Origin of the sequence: Streptomyces sp. C10-9-1, from assembly GCF_024497955.1 — a bacterium.
In the GTDB taxonomy this organism is placed as follows: Bacteria; Actinomycetota; Actinomycetes; order Streptomycetales; family Streptomycetaceae; genus Streptomyces; species Streptomyces sanyensis.
In genome coordinates this window covers 57,521-72,995 of the sequence record NZ_JANHKP010000012.1, presented here as the reverse complement: position 1 = coordinate 72,995, position 15,475 = coordinate 57,521, and the positions used below count along the sequence as shown (strand labels likewise).

Sequence of the window (15,475 nt, the reverse complement as noted above, 5' to 3'; positions counted from 1 at the left end):
TTCTTCCTGGATACAGATGGGGTGGAACATGCGAAAGGGGCGCCGGTGACGGCGCCCTCCGCGGATCAGCCGAAGACGTACTTGACTGCTTCCTGGAAGCCAAAGTCAATCACGGTCACGAGGCCGATCATGATGACAACGAAGATGATCACCACAGTGGTGTAGGTCGTCAGCTGGCTACGGGTCGGCCAGACGACCTTGCGCAGCTCGGCGACGATCTGGCGGTAGAAGAGGCCGAGGCGCCCCAGCGGGCCCTTCTTGCCCCGCTTGCCGCCCTTGCGGGCCTTCTTCGACTCCGGCGACTCGTCCTCGGCATCAGGCGTGTCGATGGAGCCCACGGCGTCCGTCACGATGTCTCACCTGATTCCCGGGTCGTGGCCGTGCCGCGCCCGGTGGAGCCGCACGGCGGTGCATGGAAGTACGTACATGCGCACACATCCTGGCGATAGGTGTGTGTAGCAGGGCCGGAGGGACTTGAACCCCCAACCGCTGGTTTTGGAGACCAGTGCTCTACCAATTGAGCTACGACCCTTTGCGGTGTTCCCCAACCTACCGCATCCGACCCGATGCACTAAGTGCCCGGTGCGTGTGCGGCCGGTGAGGGCCAACGACGGTTGAGTGTACGTGTTCCCCGGCCCGGCGTCGAACAGGATCCGCCGCCGGGGTGGGCGGGGTCCGGTTCTGACCGTTGTTGTCCGCTCTCCGGAACCTGTGTGTCACGCCGGTTCGCCGTCTGACAGCATGGCCGCATGAGCGCTGCTACCCCTCCCACCGAGCGCCGGGTCTCCGCGCGCATCGGTGCGATCTCCGAGTCCGCGACCCTCGCCGTCGACGCCAAGGCCAAGGCCCTCAAGGCCGCCGGGCGGCCGGTGATCGGCTTCGGCGCCGGCGAGCCCGACTTCCCGACGCCCGGCTACATCGTCGAGGCGGCCGTCGAGGCGTGCCGCAACCCGAAGTACCACCGCTACACCCCGGCGGGCGGGCTGCCCGAGCTGAAGAAGGCGATCGCGGCCAAGACGCTGCGCGACTCCGGCTACGAGGTCGACCCGGCCGAGATCCTGGTCACCAACGGCGGCAAGCAGGCCATCTACGAGGCGTTCGCCGCGATCCTCGACCCGGGCGACGAGGTCATCGTCCCCGCGCCGTACTGGACCACCTACCCCGAGTCGATCCGCCTCGCGGGCGGCGAGCCGGTGGAGGTCGTCGCCGACGAGACCACCGGCTACCGGGTGTCGGTGGAGCAGCTGGAGGCCGCGCGCACGGAGAAGACCAAGGTCGTCCTGTTCGTCTCCCCGTCCAACCCCACCGGCGCGGTCTACAGCGAGGCCGACGCCCGCGCGATCGGCGAGTGGGCCGCGGAGCACGGCCTGTGGGTGCTGACCGACGAGATCTACGAGCACCTCGTCTACGGCGACGCCGTCTTCACCTCCCTTCCCAAGCTGGTCCCCGCGCTGCGCGAGAAGTGCATCGTGGTCAACGGCGTGGCGAAGACCTACGCGATGACCGGCTGGCGCGTGGGGTGGATCATCGGCCCCAAGGACGTGGTCAAGGCCGCGACCAACCTCCAGTCGCACGCCACCTCCAACGTCTCCAACGTGGCGCAGGCCGCCGCGCTCGCCGCGGTCTCGGGGGACCTGGACGCGGTGGCGGAGATGCGCACGGCCTTCGACCGCCGCCGTCTGACCATCGTCCGGATGCTCAACGAGATCGACGGCGTGGTCTGCCCGACGCCCGAGGGCGCCTTCTACGCCTACCCCTCGGTGAAGGGCCTGCTGGGCAAGGAGATCCGGGGCAGGCGCCCGCAGAGCTCCGTGGAGCTCGCCGCGCTGATCCTCGACGAGGTCGAGGTCGCCGTGGTCCCGGGTGAGGCCTTCGGCACCCCCGGCTACCTGCGCCTGTCGTACGCGCTCGGCGACGAGGACCTGGTCGAGGGCGTGTCCCGGATCCAGAAGCTGCTGGCCGAGGCGAAGGCCTGAGCCGGGGCGGCGCACGCCGCACGGCCGACGACAGCGGGGCGGCGCCCCTCCCGGAGACGGAGGGGGCGCCGCCCCTCGTCGTGGGAGGGGCGCCTCCGCAGGCGCGCGGGAGCCGCGGAGTGCTGCGTCGTCCGTTCGGGCAGGCGCCTGATCGGGGAAACCCCCTGCCGCGCGGGCGTCCGCTGAGGCAGGATCTCCCAATGGAGCACGTACGCGACCTCTCCCTTCTCCCCAAGGCCCACCTGCACCTGCACTTCACCGGATCCATGCGGCCCGCCACGCTGCTCGAACTGGCCGACAAGCACGGCGTCCACCTCCCGGAGGCGCTCACCGGCGGCCGGCCGCCGCAGCTGCGCGCCACCGACGAGCGCGGCTGGTTCCGCTTCCAGCGGCTGTACGACATGGCCCGCTCCTGCCTGCGGGACCCGGAGGACATCCGGCGGCTGGTGCGCGAGGCGGCCGAGGAGGACATCCGGGACGGCTCGGGCTGGCTGGAGATCCAGGTCGACCCCACCTCCTACGCCCCGCGCCTGGGCGGCCTGATCCCGGCGCTGGAGATCATCCTGGACGCGGTGGACAGCGCCTCCCGGGAGACCGGGCTGGGGATGCGGGTGCTGGTCGCCGCCAACCGGATGAAGCACCCGCTGGACGCGCGGACGCTGGCCCGGCTGGCGGTGCGCTACGCGGACCGGGGCATCGTCGGCTTCGGGCTCTCCAACGACGAGCGGCGCGGCATGGCCCGCGACTTCGACCGGGCGTTCGCCATCGCCCGGGAGGGTGGCCTGCTGGCCGCTCCGCACGGGGGCGAGCTGACGGGCCCGGCCTCGGTCCGCGACTGCCTGGACGACCTGCACGCGGCGCGCGTCGGACACGGGGTGCGGGCCGCGGAGGACCCGCGGCTGCTGCGCAAGCTGGCCGAGCGCGGGGTCACCTGCGAGGTCTGCCCGGCGTCGAACGTGGCTCTCGGGGTGTACGAGCGGCCGGAGGACGTCCCCCTGCGGACCCTGTACGACGCGGGGGTGCCGATGGCGCTGGGGGCGGACGACCCGCTGCTGTTCGGCTCCCGGCTGGCCGCCCAGTACGAGCTGGCCCGCCGGCACCACGGGTTCACGGACGAGGAGCTGGCCGAGCTGGCCCGTCAGTCGGTGCGCGGTTCGGCCGCGCCGGAGGACGTGAAGGAGAAGCTGCTCGGCGGGGTGGACGACTGGCTGGCGGCGCCCCCCGGGTAGGCCGCGCGGCGGACGCCGCCCGCGGCCTCAGAGGGAGACGCCGACGGTCACCGGCTCGTTGACCAGGGTCACTCCGAAGGCGTCCCGCACCCCGGCGACCACCTCGCGGGCGAGGGCGAGCAGGTCCTCGGTGGTGGCCTCGCCGCGGTTGGTGAGGGCGAGGGTGTGCTTGGTGGAGATCCTCGCCGGACCGGAGCCGTAGCCCTTGGTGAAGCCGGCCCGGTCGATCAGCCAGGCGGCCGAGGTCTTGGTCATGCCGTCGGCGGCCGGGTAGGCGGGCGGGAGGACGCCCTCGCCGAGGCGCTCGCGCACGCGGGCGAGGAACGCCTCGTGCTCGGCGGGGCCGAGCAGGGGGTTGGTGAAGAAGGACCCGGCCGACCAGGTGTCGTGGTCCTCCGGGTCGAGGACCATGCCCTTGCCCGCGCGCAGGGCGAGCACGGTCTCCCGGGCGGTCGCGAGCGGGACCCGCTCGCCGGCCTCGACCCCGAGCACCCTGGCCGTCTCCGCGTAGCGCACGGGTGCGGACAGGCCGCCGGCGTCCTCCAGGGCGAAGCGCACCCGGAGCACCACATGGCGGTCGGGGCGTGCCTTGAAGCGGCTGTGGCGGTAGGAGAAGGCGCACTCCTCGCCGGAGAGCACCACCGTCTCGCGCCGCACCCGGTCGTAGGCGACGACCTCGGTGATCGTGCCGGAGACCTCCTGGCCGTAGGCCCCGACGTTCTGGATCGGGGTGGCACCGGCCGAGCCGGGGATCCCCGCGAGGCACTCGATCCCGGCGAGGCCCGCGGCGACGGTGCGGGCGACCGCGTCCGACCAGACCTCCCCCGCGGCGAGCTCCAGGCGGGTGCCGTCGAGGGTGAAGCCGGTGGTGGCGATGCGCAGCGCGGTCCCGTCGAAGCCCTTGTCACCGATCACCAGGTTGCTGCCGCCGCCGATGACCAGCAGCGGGGTCCCGGTGTCGTCCGCCTCGCGTACGGCGGCGACGACCTCGTCGTCGGTGGTGGCCGTGACCAGCCGGGTGGCGGGGCCGCCGAGCCGGAAGGTGGTCAGGGGGGCGAGGGGGGCGTCGTGGAGTACCTGCACGGGGACAAGAGTACGGTCCGCCGGTGCACCGCCCGGATCCCCGGTGGTGGACCCCCGGCCGGACGGTCCCTCCCGGGGGCGCGGGCGCGGGCCCGTGCCCCCGGCGGGTCCGGTGCTCAGGCCGCCCCGACCGGGCGGGGGGCGTGCCCCGCCGGGCGCTCCGCCTCCGCCGGGGCACCGGAGCCGGGCTCCGCCGCCCGTGCGGGAGGTGCGTCCTGGGTGTCCCGGGGGGCCGGCCGGCCGCCGGGTATCAGCAGGGCGGCCAGGGCGGCGAGGGCGACCGCGCCCGCGCCGATCCACAGGGCGGGGACGGTGCCGTCGGTGAACTGCCGGCCGTCGGCGTAGCCGCCGCGGGCGGCGAAGACCGCGCCGAGCACCGCGATGCCGAGGGCGCCGCCGACCTCGCGCAGGGCGTTGTTGGCGCCGGAGGCGATGCCCTGCTCCTCGCGGCGGACGCTGGACATGACCACGTTGGCGGCGGGGGCGAAGTACAGGGCCATGCCGATGCCGCTGAGGATCAGGGCGGGGAGCTGGGCGGTGTAGGAGACACCGGGTTCGAGGACGAGGGCGAAGGCCGCCAGGCCGAGGGCCTGGAGGGCCAGTCCGGCGACGACGACCGGCCGGCCGCCGATCCGGTCGGAGAGGATGCCGGCGACGGGCGCGACCAGCAGCGGCATGCCCGTCCAGGGGAGCATCCGCAGCCCCGCCTCGGTGGGCGAGTAGCCGGCGACGACCTGGAGGAACTGGCTCAGCAGGAAGATCGACCCGAACATCCCGAGGAACATCAGCAGGCTGGCGATGTTGATGCCGAAGAAGGCCCGCTCGCGGAAGAGCCGCATGGGCAGCATGGGACGGCGCGCGGTGAAGCCGTGCCGGACGAAGGCCAGGAGCAGCACCGTGCCGCCGGCCAGGCCGAGGAGGACCCGGGTGCCGGTCCAGCCGTGGGCGTTGCCGTTGACCAGTCCGTAGACGACGCCGAAGAGGCCGCCGCTGACCAGGAGCGTGCCGGGGAGGTCGAGACGGGCGTCGGGTGCGTGGGACTCGGCGAGGCGCAGCCGGGCCAGGGGCAGCAGGACCAGTCCGACCGGGACGTTGAGCCAGAAGATCCACTGCCAGGCGATGTGCTCCGTCAGGCTGCCTCCGATGAGGGGCCCGCTGGCCACGGCGAGGCCGGTGACGGCGCCGAAGACGCCGAGGGCGGCTCCGCGCCGGGCGGCGGGGACGGCCGCGGTCAGCAGGGTGAGGGTGAGGGGCATCATGATCGCCGCCCCGACGCCCTGGACGGCGCGTGCGGCGACCAGGGCGTCGATGCCGGGGGCGAGCGCGGCGGCCGCGGAGGCTCCGGTGAAGACCGTCAGCCCGGCCATGAAGAGCCGTCGGCGGCCGAAGCGGTCCCCGAGTGCGGCACCCAGCATGAGCAGGACGGCGAAGGTGAGCGTGTAGGCGTTCACCGTCCACTCCAGGTCCTCCAGCGAGCCTCCGAGGTCGGCCCGGATGGACGGCAGCGCGGTGGTGACGACGAGGTTGTCGAGGGCCGCCATGAATCCGGCGACGCTGGTGATGACGATCGTCCAGGCGGCGAGGCCGCGTGGTGCGTGGTGCTCGTTCACTGCTCCCCCAGAGGGTTATTTATTGATTACTAACTTTCGCGGGCAGAGTGCGCCCCGGGAGGCGCGCCCCGCCCGGGCGCGCGCCTCACTCCCCTTCGGGGCACGCGGACGCGGGGCCGCGGAGGCCCGACCAGAGCCGGTGTCCGGGCGGGAAGCCCATCGAGACCAGGACGTTGATGAGCATGCCGTAGGCGAGGAACGTCGTCGTCTCCCCCACGTCCGCCCCCAGGGGCGCGTGGACCGCGTCCCACAGGGCCACCCAGCCCGCCCTGACCCGCTCGCCGAACGCGTGGTCACCCGCCGCCTCGGCCGCGGCCACCGCGACGTACATCTGCATCTGCATCAGCAGCTTGTCGGGGTCGTCGGCGATGAGGCGCTGGTAGGCCGCCCCCATGGCGGCGAGCGCCTCCTCCCCGGCGAGCCCGTCGGACGCCTCCTCGAAGACCCGGCGGGTGTCCGAGAGGCAGCGTTCGCTGGCGGCGAGGAAGATCGCCTCCTTGTTCGGGAAAAGGCGGAAGAGGTACGGCTGCGAGACACCGACCCGGCGGGCGATCGCCTCCGTCGAGGTGCCCTGGTACCCGGCACGCGCGAACTCGGTGACCGCCGCCCTGACGACGCTCTCGCGCCGCTCCTCCGCACTCATCCTGACCATGGGAACCAAGTTAGTGACCAATTACTAAACTGGCAAGCCCGGAAACGGCTCCGGCTCCCGCCGCGGGGCGGGAGCCGGAGCACCGGGGTCAGGCGAGCTGCACGACCGCCCGGGCCATGCCGAGCACCTTCTGCCCCGCACTGGTCGCCGTCAGGTCGACCCGGACCCTCTTGTCGTCCAGCAGGGCCGCGACCTTGCCGCTGACCTCGATCACGGCGCCCTCGTCGTCGTTCGGCACGACGACCGGCCGGGTGAAGCGGACTCCGTACTCGACGACCGCACCGGGGTCGCCCAGCCAGTCGGTCACCACCCGGGCGGCCTCGGCCATGGTGAACATGCCGTGCGCGATGACGTCGGGCAGGCCGACCTCCACGGCGAAGCGCTCGTTCCAGTGGATCGGGTTGAAGTCGCCCGAGGCACCCGCGTACCGCACCAGCGTGGCGCGCGTCACCGGGAAGGACGCCGGCGGCAGCTCGGTGCCGACCTCGACGTCCGCGAATGCGATCCCCGCTGCCATCACGCCTCCTCGGCGGCCCGCGCCACCAGCTTCGTCCACGCCGTCACCACGTGCTCCCCGGCCTCGTCGTGCACCTCGCCGCGGATGTCCAGGACGTCGTTCCCCGCCAGGGACTTGATCGCCTCGATGGTGGAGGTGACCGTCAGCCGGTCCCCCGCCCGGACCGGGCGCACGTAGGCGAACCGCTGGTCCCCGTGCACGACCCGGCTGTAGTCGAGACCCAGCCCGGGGTCCCGCACCACCTCGCCGGCCGCCTTGAAGGTGATGGCGAAGACGAACGTCGGCGGGGCGATCACGTCCGGGTGGCCCAGCTCGGCGGCGGCACCGCGGTCGGTGTACGCGGGGTTGGCGTCGCCGATGGCCTCGGCGAACTCGCGGATCTTCTCCCGGCCCACCTCGTACGGCGAGGTGGGCGGGTATGTCCGCCCGACGAAGGACTGGTCGAGCGCCATGGGCTGGCTCCCTCCTGGTGGGGCGACTGCATGGGGTCGGCGGTTACGGCGTGCGGTCGGGCCGCGGCCCGACGACCGGCGGGAGTCCCCGCCCGGCGTGCAACGACACGAGGCCGCCCCCGTGCGGGGGCGGCCTCGTGTACGAGCCTGATTCAGCGCGTCTCGCGGTGCGCCGTGTGCGAGTTGCAACGCGGGCAGTGCTTCTTCATCTCAAGACGGTCCGGGTTGTTGCGCCGGTTCTTCTTGGTGATGTAGTTCCGCTCCTTGCACTCCACGCAGGCCAGCGTGATCTTCGGGCGGACGTCGGTGGCAGCCACGTGAGTGCTCCTTGACGGACGGATGGGAATGGATGAACGCAGGAAAGAGTAGCCGATCGCAGGACCGACCCCACAATCGGCTACCGTAAGTAGCGGTGACCGGACTTGAACCGGTGACACAGCGATTATGAGCCGCTTGCTCTACCGACTGAGCTACACCGCTTTGATGTTCCGGATCCGCCCGAAGGCGGGTCCTTCACACCAGAGCCCCAATACGGAATCGAACCGTAGACCTTCTCCTTACCATGGAGACGCTCTGCCGACTGAGCTATTGGGGCGAGCGAGGAAGACATTACACGCTCGCCCACCGATGTCCCAAATCCGTTTGCCCGGCCCCCGGGCCGCCCCGCGCGGCCTCCCGCGACCCGGGCCGTCCCCCCGTTCACGACGGGCCCCCGCGCACCGTCGGCACCACCCGCGACCTGCCCGGTACGACTATTGGCCTCCTCCGCGAAGCGCACCGCGGGCCGCCCTAGTCTCGACCCGTACCGGGGGCCACCGAGCCGTCGCCCCGGTCCCGGCCGCAGCCGCACAGGAGCCCGATGCCCGACAGCCAGCCGCCTCCCCGCGACCGTGCCGCCGCGGATCCCACCGCACTGCTGCTGTGCGGCGCCCGGCTCGCCGACGGCCGGGTCGTCGACGTCCGGATCGGCGGCGGCCGCATCGAGGCGGTCGGCACCGCGGGCAGCCTGCCCCCGCACCCGTCCCGGCTGGACCTCACCGGGCACCTGCTGCTCCCCGCACCGGCGGAACCCCACGCGCACGGCGACACCGCCCTCACCGCCGAGACGTCCGGCCCCGTCTCCTACACCCCCGCCGACATCCAGCGGCGGGCCACCGAGGCGGCGCTCCTCCAGCTCGGCCACGGCGCCACCGCCCTGCGCTGCCACGTGCGGATCGGCGACGTCCAGGGGCTCGGCGCGCTGGAGGCGGTGCTGGCCGCACGGCGGTCGCTGCGCGGGCTGGCGGACCTGACCGCGGTGGCGGTGCCCCGGGTGCTGACGGGCACGGCCGGCGCCGAGGGTCTCGCACTGCTGCACGACGCGATGAAGATGGGGGCCGCCGTGGTCGGCGGCTGCCCGGACGAGGACCCCGACCCGGCGGGGTTCGCGGAGGCCGCGCTGGAGGCGGCGGACGAACACGGCCGCCCCGTCGACCTGCACACCCACGGCGACGACCCCGCCCGGCTCACCCGGCTCGCCGCCATGGCGGGCGGGCTGCGCCAGCGGGTCACCCTCGGACCCTGCGCGGGGCTCGCCCTCCTCCCCCGCGAGCTCGCCGCCCGGGCCGCCGACCGGCTCGCGGCCTCGGACGTCGGCGTCGTCTGCCTGCCCCAGGGCGGCTGCGCCGGGGTCGGGCACCGCGGGTCGGCCCCGGTACGGCTGCTGCGGGCGGCGGGGGTGCGCATCGCCGCGGGCAGCGGGGCCCTGCGCGACGCCGTGTGCAACCCGGTGGGACGCGGCGACCCCCTGGAGGCCGCGTACCTGCTCGCCTCCCAGGCCGGACTGGTGCCCGAGGACGCCTACGACCGCGTCGCCGCCACGGCCCGTGAGGTCATGGGCCTGCCCGAGGTGCGGGTGGAGGCCGGCTTCCCCGCGGAGCTGCTGGCCGTGCGGGGCGAGCGGGTCCGGACCGCCCTCTCCCTCGCCTACAGCCGGATCGTCATCCACCGCGGCCGGGTCGTGGCCCGCACCAGCGCGGTGCGCGAGTACTGCGACTCGGCGGCGGCGCTCGAACTGCCGCGCCAGGGGCGGGCGGACGGCGGCCCGTAGGGGCGGGGCGGCGAACCGGGACCGCGCCGCGCACACGCCGCGACACGGAGCCCTTGCCGCCGCCGGTCGCCGCACGGACGTACCGTCGGGGCATGCGCATCGTCATCGCTGGCGGACACGGCCAGATCGCACTCCGACTCGAACGCCTGCTCTCCTCGGCCGGACACCGGGTCGCGGGCGTCATCCGCAACCCCGCACACGAGGCCGACCTGCGGGAGGCCGGGGCCGAACCGGTGCTCCTCGACCTCGAATCCGCCTCCCTGGAGGAGGTCGCGGCCGTGCTGGAGGGCGCCGACGCCGCGGTCTTCGCCGCCGGGGCCGGCCCGGGGAGCGGCACCGCCCGCAAGGACACCGTCGACCGCGGCGCGGCGGTCCTGTTCGCCGACGCGGCCGAACGGGCGGGCGTGCGCCGGTACATCGCGGTGTCGTCGATGGGCGCCGACGCCGGGCACCCGGGCGACGAGGTGTTCGACGTCTACCTGCGGGCCAAGGGCGCGGCCGACGACCACGTGCGCGGCAAGTCCGGCCTGCGGTGGACCGTGCTGCGCCCCGGCCAGCTGACCGACGAACTCGGGACCGGTCTGGTGCGGCTGGAGGCGTCCACGGGACGGGGCCCGGTGTCGCGCGATGACGTGGCCGCGGTGCTCGCGGAGCTGGCGGAGTCCGACGCGACGGCGGGTCTCACCCTGGAACTGGTGTCCGGCGGCGTGCCGGTCGCGGTGGCCGTGCGCGACGTGGCGGGCAACTGACGGTTCCGGTAGGCGGGTCCGCGGTGAGCGGTCCCGGCGAGCGGGTCCGGCAAGGGCGTTCACGCCCCCGCCCGCACCGGCCGGCAGGCCGGAGCCGGCCCCCGGGGCCGGCGTCGGGGGCGTGGCGGCGAGGCGGCACGCGGTACGGGAGCGCACGGGCGGGGCAGCCGGAGACCTGCCGCATTCGGGTTCTTCCCGCGCCCCCACCGGCGCGGCCGACGGACCGGGGAGGACCGGCGGCGCTGTCATCGAGGCAGATCCGCACGGTCTGCGTCCAGGAGTGCCCGATGAACCAGCCGCCGCTCACGGTCCGCCATCCGCTCGCCGTCGCCGCCCCGCGTATCGCGCCCGCCCTGGCCACCACCGCCCTCCTCGTCCTCGGGCGCGTCTGGAACGCCAACGGCGCCGAACACTCCCTCGGCAACGCCGTCCTGATGACCGTTCTGGCCACCGCCGCTGCCGCGGCCGGGGTCTGCTCCGTCCTCGGGCGGGCGGGGGACGGCGTCCTCGCGGGGTTCGCCTTCGCCACCTCCGGGGGCCTGGCCCTGGCCGGTGTCGCGGGCTACGCCGACGGTCTGTCGCTGCCGCTGCTGCTGTGGGCCGTCGCCACGGCCGTGGCCTACGCGCTCGCGGTGCGCCACTGGCGTGCCGAGCGCCGCGCCTCGACGGCCTTCGAGCGGCGGATGACGGAGAAGCGCGAGGACCACGGGCATGCGGAGCGCATCGAGGCGATGCGCTCCCGTACCCGGATCGAGGTCGCCCGCGAGGGAGGCGCCTACGCCCTGGCGCTCGCCGAGGCCATGACGGCCCGTGCGACGCTGCCCGGCTACGACCCGGTGGTCCTGGGCCGGGCCGGGCTGCCGCGCCTGCCGGAGGGGCCGGGCGGCAGGACCGGGGAGGAGGACTGAGCCTCGGGCCGGCCGCCCCGGAGCCGATGCGGCCCGTGCTCCGGAAGAATCCGTTTCCCACCCGAAAGAGATCGTTGAGAGGGTGTGACGGTCTCCCTCCGGAAGGAACGAACCCCGTGCCCCGAGCCGTCACCCTGATCCGCTCCGCGTCCCTGTCGGACGTGGCCGAGTACGCCTACGCCGCCACCGCTCCGGCCGAGTCCCGGCTGATCTTCCTCGCCGGCTCCTGCCCGCTCGCCGAGGACGGCTCCACCGTGGCCGTCGGCGACGTGGCCGGGCAGGCCGCCAAGTCGGTGGAGAACCTGCGCACCGCGCTCAAGGACGCGGGCGCCGATCTGCGGGACGTCATCAGCACCCGTGTGCTCGTCGCCTCCGACCGCCAGGCCGACCTGGTGGCGGCATGGGAGGTGGTACGGGACGCCTTCGGCGCACACGACGTCCCCAGCACCCTCATGGGCGTCACGGTCCTCGGCTACGACGACCAGCTGGTGGAGATCGAGGCGGTCGCCGCCGTCCTCGACGCCTGAGGAAGCCCGCCGGCCGGGCCCTGCGGGCGGCGGGTTCGACCCGGGGCGCCGGCGCGCACGCGTCCGCTCCGCGACGGTGCCCGAACCCGGCGGAGAAGCCCGGCACTCGCCCCGAGCGGCCGTGCTCTCGTGCTCTCGTGCTCTCAGGAGCGCGGTGGCTGTTCCCCCTCCGCCTCGGCCTCGTACGACGGGAGGCGTAGGCCGCGCGACTCGGCGATGTTCAGAACGTCCGCCAGGCTCTCGACGAGACGGCGCGCGATCCAGCGGAGCTCAGGAGCCGTCAGGTCCGCACCGTCCTCGACCATCGGCTTGGCCAGGCTCAGGATCACGGCCGCCGCATCGACCTGGCGGCTCTCGACGGTGTCGGCGAGCCGGGAGAGGAAGGTCCGAGTCCCGTCCGTCACCAGGTGTGCAGGCTTGCCCTCGGGCCCCGGCCAGGGCAGGAGCCGGACGTGCGCGGGAGGGGTGGTCATGCGGCCGCCCCCTGGGAGCAGTAGAGGCATGGCGTTCGCTCGTAGTCGATGACATACGGGCGGACGAGCGCCACGTCCTCCCCACGCACGAACTCAGGCAGACGGGGAGGACGGGGAGGACGGCGTGCGTCGATCAGGAGCCGGACAGGTACGTCCGGCTCCACACCAGCCGTCGACGCCATCGACGCTTGCTCAGAACCGGCACGGCGCACGCCCTGAGCGGGCGTGAGCCACAAGAGGATGAGGGCCAATAGAATTCGCACGTCTGCGCTCCTTGTCAGTGCGGACCGTGCCCCGGGGCCGCTTGCATCGGCCGCCGGGGTCTTCTGCTGTGCTCTGCACCACCGAGATTACGCGACATCGCGAATACGCACTACCGCACTACCGCGATAGCTGGATGACGCGAAACCGCGCACCCTGAGACCATGGATCTTGATCGCTCCGTTCCCGTGTGGCCGCAGGTAGCGGATGAGCTGCGCCGACGGCTGGACGCTGGGCGGTACAAGCCTGGTGAGCGCTTCCCCGGCACGGTGGACATCGCCGCCGAGTTCGACGTGAGCCAGTCCACGGCACAGAAGGCCGTGGCCGCTCTCCGGAGAGAGGGACGGCTCTACACGATCCTCGGACAGGGCTCGTTCGTGAAGGATGACGCGTAGCAGAAGCGCCGCAGGCCGGGCCGGCATGGGACGCGACCAGCGCCTGCCGGTCGGGGCGTACACCGCCTCCACAGCTCGGCGTTCGACCCTGCCCGCACCGCAGCGGCGGAGCAGCACGGGAGGCTCCCACCCGCGCAGGGCCCCGGTGTGCCCCCGGGACTCCCGCCACCTTCGACCAGTTGGGTTCCTCGGCGCGGGTGCCTCACGGCCGCGCCGACCGGGAGTCGCGACCACTCTCACCGCCGCGGACAGGGCCCCGGTTGTCCAGTGCGTTCTCGGCGAGCCTCGATCCCGTGCACGCAGAACGGCCCCTGATCGCGTTTCCGCAGATCAGGGGCCGTTCCATCGCGTGGCGGCGCCAGGATTCGAACCTGGGTAGGCTAAGCCGACGGATTTACAGTCCGCTCCCATTGGCCACTCGGGCACACCGCCATGGGATTGCCGCCGGAAACCCGCCCCGGTGGGGCGCTGCTCCCTGGCAACGACGTAAACGATACCTGATGCACCGGGGTGCTTCGCCACCCGGTTGATCAGGGGGCGACCGGTGGCCACGGAGGGCCGGACCGGCCCGGCGCACGCGGCCTCCCGGAGGGTGCGCGGCCCCCGCCGCACCCTCCGGGAGGCGGCGGCGGAGCCCTTAGGCTGGGGCCTGCCGTCCGGTCCGCCGGACACCCCACACGACCCGATACAAGGAGCCACAGGACATGGCCGACTCCAGTTTCGACATCGTCTCGAAGGTCGAGCGGCAGGAGGTCGACAACGCCCTCAACCAGGCCGCCAAGGAGATCACCCAGCGCTACGACTTCAAGAACGTCGGCGCCTCGATCTCCTGGTCCGGCGAGAAGATCCTGATGCAGGCGAACTCCGAGGAGCGCGTGAACGCGATCCTGGACGTCTTCCAGACGAAGCTGGTCAAGCGCGGCATCTCCCTCAAGGCGCTGGACGCGGGCGAGCCCCAGCTGTCCGGCAAGGAGTACAAGATCTTCGCCTCGATCGAGGAGGGCATCTCCCAGGAGAACGCCAAGAAGGTGGCGAAGGTGATCCGCGACGAGGGCCCCAAGGGCGTCAAGGCGCAGGTGCAGGGCGAGGAGCTGCGCGTGAGCTCGAAGAGCCGCGACGACCTCCAGGCCGTGCAGGCGCTGCTGCGCGAGCAGGACTTCGACTTCGCGCTCCAGTTCGTCAACTACCGCTGACCCACCCACGCGGATGCCCTGGGGGCGGGACGGCCGGGCCGTCCCGCCCCCAGAGGCTTCGCCGGGCACCGGCCGTCCGGTTGCCATGTCGGATTCCCGCCAGCCGTGGGGCCCCGGGAGGGGCACACTCGACCTCGGGGCGAGCCGAACGCCCCGCACCACGGCACCGAGGAGGACACCGGTCATGGCCACCGTCTACGACATCGTCGGCAGCCCGCTGGGCGAGCTGCTGCTGGTCGGCGAGGAGTCGCCCTCGGCACCGGGCGGGACGGCCCTCGCCTCGCTCTCGCTCCCCGGCCAGAAGGGCGGGGCGGTCGTGGGAGAGGGCGCCCGTCGCGATCCCGGCGCCTTCCGGGCGATCGGCGAGCAGCTCTCGGCCTACTTCTCCGGCGGGCTGACCCGCTTCTCGGTGGCGCACACTCCCGCGGGCACGGACTTCCAGCGCCGGGTGTGGCAGGCGCTGGAGGAGATCCCGTTCGGACGGACCACCAGCTACGGGGAGATCGCGGCCCGGGTCGGCGCCCCGGGCACAGGGGTGCGCGCCGTCGGCACGGCCATCGGCCGCAACCCTCTGCTGGTGGTACGCCCCTGCCACCGGGTGGTCGGCGCGGACGGTGCCCTGCGCGGGTACGCGGGCGGGCTGGCGGCCAAGGCCGCGCTGCTGCGGCTGGAGGGAGCGCTCGCGGAGTGAGCGGAACGCTCTTCCCCCGGGATCGGGAGGTGGTCGCGGACGGCGCGGTCCATGTCCCCGACTGGCTGCCGCCGGAGCGGCGCCGGGCCCTGGTGGACGCCTGCCGCGCCTGGGCCCGCGGCCCGGTGCCGCTGCGGCACACCGTGCTGCCGGGCGGCGGTGCGATGTCGGTGCGGACACTGTGCGTGGGCTGGCACTGGCAGCCCTACCGCTACTCCCGTACCGCGGACGACGTGAACGGCGCCCGGGTGGCGGACTTCCCCGGGTGGCTGGCCAAGCTGGGGCGCGAGGCGCTCGCGGCGGCCTACGGGGACGGACCGGAGAGCCGCCGCTACGCGCCGGACACCGCCCTGGTGAACTTCTACGACCCCGCCGCGCGGATGGGCATGCACCAGGACCGCCAGGAGCGCTCCCCGGCGCCGGTGGTGTCGCTCAGCATCGGGGACGCCTGCGTCTTCCGCTTCGGCAACACCGCGAACCGGGGGCGGCCCTACACCGACGTGGAGCTGCGCTCCGGCGACCTGTTCGTCTTCGGAGGCCCCTCCCGGCTGGCGTACCACGGGGTGCCGAGGGTGCTGGCGGAGTCCGGCGACCCGTCGGCGGGGCTGCCCCGCGGACGGCTCAACATCACGTTGCGGGAGACGGGGCTCCGCTGACGGCCTGTCGGGCA

18 protein-coding genes and 4 tRNA genes are annotated in these 15,475 nt (G+C 73.5%); 10 read left to right on the top strand and 12 right to left on the bottom strand.

Annotated elements, in window-relative coordinates; all coding sequences use genetic code 11:
• Positions 1-65: 65 nt before the first annotated feature.
• Both secE and NPS70_RS18530 read right to left on the bottom strand, forming a co-directional pair.
• Positions 66-350, bottom strand: coding sequence for a preprotein translocase subunit SecE (gene secE, locus NPS70_RS18535; protein WP_256525423.1), 285 nt, complete (start codon positions 348-350; stop codon positions 66-68).
• A gap of 109 nt (positions 351-459) precedes the next feature.
• A tRNA-Trp gene (locus NPS70_RS18530) sits at positions 460-532 on the bottom strand.
• A gap of 217 nt (positions 533-749) precedes the next feature.
• Between NPS70_RS18530 and NPS70_RS18525 the strand changes: the two genes are divergently transcribed.
• Positions 750-1,976, top strand: coding sequence for a pyridoxal phosphate-dependent aminotransferase (locus NPS70_RS18525; RefSeq protein ID WP_256525422.1), 1,227 nt, complete (start codon positions 750-752; stop codon positions 1,974-1,976).
• A 200-nt stretch (positions 1,977-2,176) separates the two neighbouring features.
• Positions 2,177-3,205: an adenosine deaminase gene (locus NPS70_RS18520; protein WP_256525421.1), complete on the top strand. Its 1,029-nt coding sequence runs from the start codon at positions 2,177-2,179 to the stop codon at positions 3,203-3,205.
• A 27-nt stretch (positions 3,206-3,232) separates the two neighbouring features.
• Here NPS70_RS18520 and NPS70_RS18515 read toward each other — a convergent pair whose 3' ends face one another.
• The 8 genes from NPS70_RS18515 to NPS70_RS18480 form a co-directional block, all read right to left on the bottom strand.
• Positions 3,233-4,288, bottom strand: coding sequence for a UDP-N-acetylmuramate dehydrogenase (locus NPS70_RS18515; protein ID WP_256525420.1), 1,056 nt, complete (start codon positions 4,286-4,288; stop codon positions 3,233-3,235).
• 116 nt (positions 4,289-4,404) lie between these two features.
• Positions 4,405-5,898 carry a DHA2 family efflux MFS transporter permease subunit gene (locus tag NPS70_RS18510; RefSeq protein WP_256525419.1) on the bottom strand — a complete coding sequence of 498 codons (1,494 nt, stop codon included), beginning with the start codon at positions 5,896-5,898 and terminating at the stop codon, positions 4,405-4,407.
• Positions 5,899-5,983: 85 nt separating this feature from the next.
• Positions 5,984-6,550, bottom strand: a complete 567-nt coding sequence (locus tag NPS70_RS18505; protein WP_256525418.1) for a TetR/AcrR family transcriptional regulator — start codon at positions 6,548-6,550, stop codon at positions 5,984-5,986.
• Positions 6,551-6,638: 88 nt separating this feature from the next.
• A complete protein-coding gene (locus NPS70_RS18500; protein WP_256525417.1) occupies positions 6,639-7,067 on the bottom strand; it encodes a MaoC family dehydratase in 429 nt (142 codons plus the stop codon).
• Complete coding sequence (locus tag NPS70_RS18495; RefSeq protein ID WP_256525416.1) at positions 7,067-7,519, bottom strand: MaoC family dehydratase N-terminal domain-containing protein; 453 nt, start codon at positions 7,517-7,519, stop codon at positions 7,067-7,069. Before NPS70_RS18495 ends, NPS70_RS18500 begins: the two co-directional genes overlap by 1 nt.
• 152 nt (positions 7,520-7,671) lie before the next feature.
• Positions 7,672-7,836, bottom strand: coding sequence for a 50S ribosomal protein L33 (gene rpmG, locus NPS70_RS18490; RefSeq protein ID WP_003956487.1), 165 nt, complete (start codon positions 7,834-7,836; stop codon positions 7,672-7,674).
• A 90-nt stretch (positions 7,837-7,926) separates the two neighbouring features.
• A tRNA-Met gene (locus NPS70_RS18485) sits at positions 7,927-7,999 on the bottom strand.
• 42 nt (positions 8,000-8,041) lie between these two features.
• A tRNA-Thr gene (locus tag NPS70_RS18480) sits at positions 8,042-8,114 on the bottom strand.
• Positions 8,115-8,378: 264 nt separating this feature from the next.
• On the opposite strand from NPS70_RS18480, the gene NPS70_RS18475 reads away from it, so the two are divergent.
• From NPS70_RS18475 to NPS70_RS18460, 4 genes are all read left to right on the top strand, one after another.
• Positions 8,379-9,608: an amidohydrolase family protein gene (locus tag NPS70_RS18475; protein ID WP_256525415.1), complete on the top strand. Its 1,230-nt coding sequence runs from the start codon at positions 8,379-8,381 to the stop codon at positions 9,606-9,608.
• A 92-nt stretch (positions 9,609-9,700) separates the two neighbouring features.
• The gene (locus NPS70_RS18470; protein WP_256525414.1) at positions 9,701-10,357 is read left to right on the top strand and encodes an SDR family oxidoreductase; all 657 of its coding nucleotides are present in this window, start codon (positions 9,701-9,703) and stop codon (positions 10,355-10,357) included.
• 287 nt (positions 10,358-10,644) lie between these two features.
• Positions 10,645-11,265, top strand: coding sequence for a hypothetical protein (locus tag NPS70_RS18465; protein WP_256525413.1), 621 nt, complete (start codon positions 10,645-10,647; stop codon positions 11,263-11,265).
• A 116-nt stretch (positions 11,266-11,381) separates the two neighbouring features.
• A complete protein-coding gene (locus NPS70_RS18460; protein ID WP_256525412.1) occupies positions 11,382-11,792 on the top strand; it encodes a RidA family protein in 411 nt (136 codons plus the stop codon).
• A 143-nt stretch (positions 11,793-11,935) separates the two neighbouring features.
• Here NPS70_RS18460 and NPS70_RS18455 read toward each other — a convergent pair whose 3' ends face one another.
• Positions 11,936-12,265 carry a hypothetical protein gene (locus NPS70_RS18455; protein ID WP_256525411.1) on the bottom strand — a complete coding sequence of 110 codons (330 nt, stop codon included), beginning with the start codon at positions 12,263-12,265 and terminating at the stop codon, positions 11,936-11,938.
• A gap of 425 nt (positions 12,266-12,690) precedes the next feature.
• On the opposite strand from NPS70_RS18455, the gene NPS70_RS18450 reads away from it, so the two are divergent.
• Positions 12,691-12,921, top strand: coding sequence for a winged helix-turn-helix domain-containing protein (locus NPS70_RS18450; RefSeq protein ID WP_256525410.1), 231 nt, complete (start codon positions 12,691-12,693; stop codon positions 12,919-12,921).
• Positions 12,922-13,271: 350 nt separating this feature from the next.
• Here NPS70_RS18450 and NPS70_RS18445 read toward each other — a convergent pair.
• Positions 13,272-13,353: transfer RNA gene (locus tag NPS70_RS18445), tRNA-Tyr, on the bottom strand.
• Positions 13,354-13,625: 272 nt separating this feature from the next.
• On the opposite strand from NPS70_RS18445, the gene NPS70_RS18440 reads away from it, so the two are divergent.
• The 3 genes from NPS70_RS18440 (at position 13,626) to NPS70_RS18430 (ending at position 15,461) form a co-directional block, all read left to right on the top strand.
• Entirely contained in the window at positions 13,626-14,114 is a 489-nt protein-coding gene (locus NPS70_RS18440) for a YajQ family cyclic di-GMP-binding protein (protein ID WP_256525409.1), read from the top strand.
• Positions 14,115-14,298: 184 nt separating this feature from the next.
• Positions 14,299-14,805: a methylated-DNA--[protein]-cysteine S-methyltransferase gene (locus tag NPS70_RS18435; RefSeq protein WP_256525408.1), complete on the top strand. Its 507-nt coding sequence runs from the start codon at positions 14,299-14,301 to the stop codon at positions 14,803-14,805.
• The gene (locus tag NPS70_RS18430) at positions 14,802-15,461 is read left to right on the top strand and encodes an alpha-ketoglutarate-dependent dioxygenase AlkB (RefSeq protein ID WP_256525407.1); all 660 of its coding nucleotides are present in this window, start codon (positions 14,802-14,804) and stop codon (positions 15,459-15,461) included. The genes NPS70_RS18435 and NPS70_RS18430 overlap by 4 nt, the downstream gene beginning before the upstream one ends.
• The last annotated feature ends 14 nt before the right edge of the window (positions 15,462-15,475 follow it).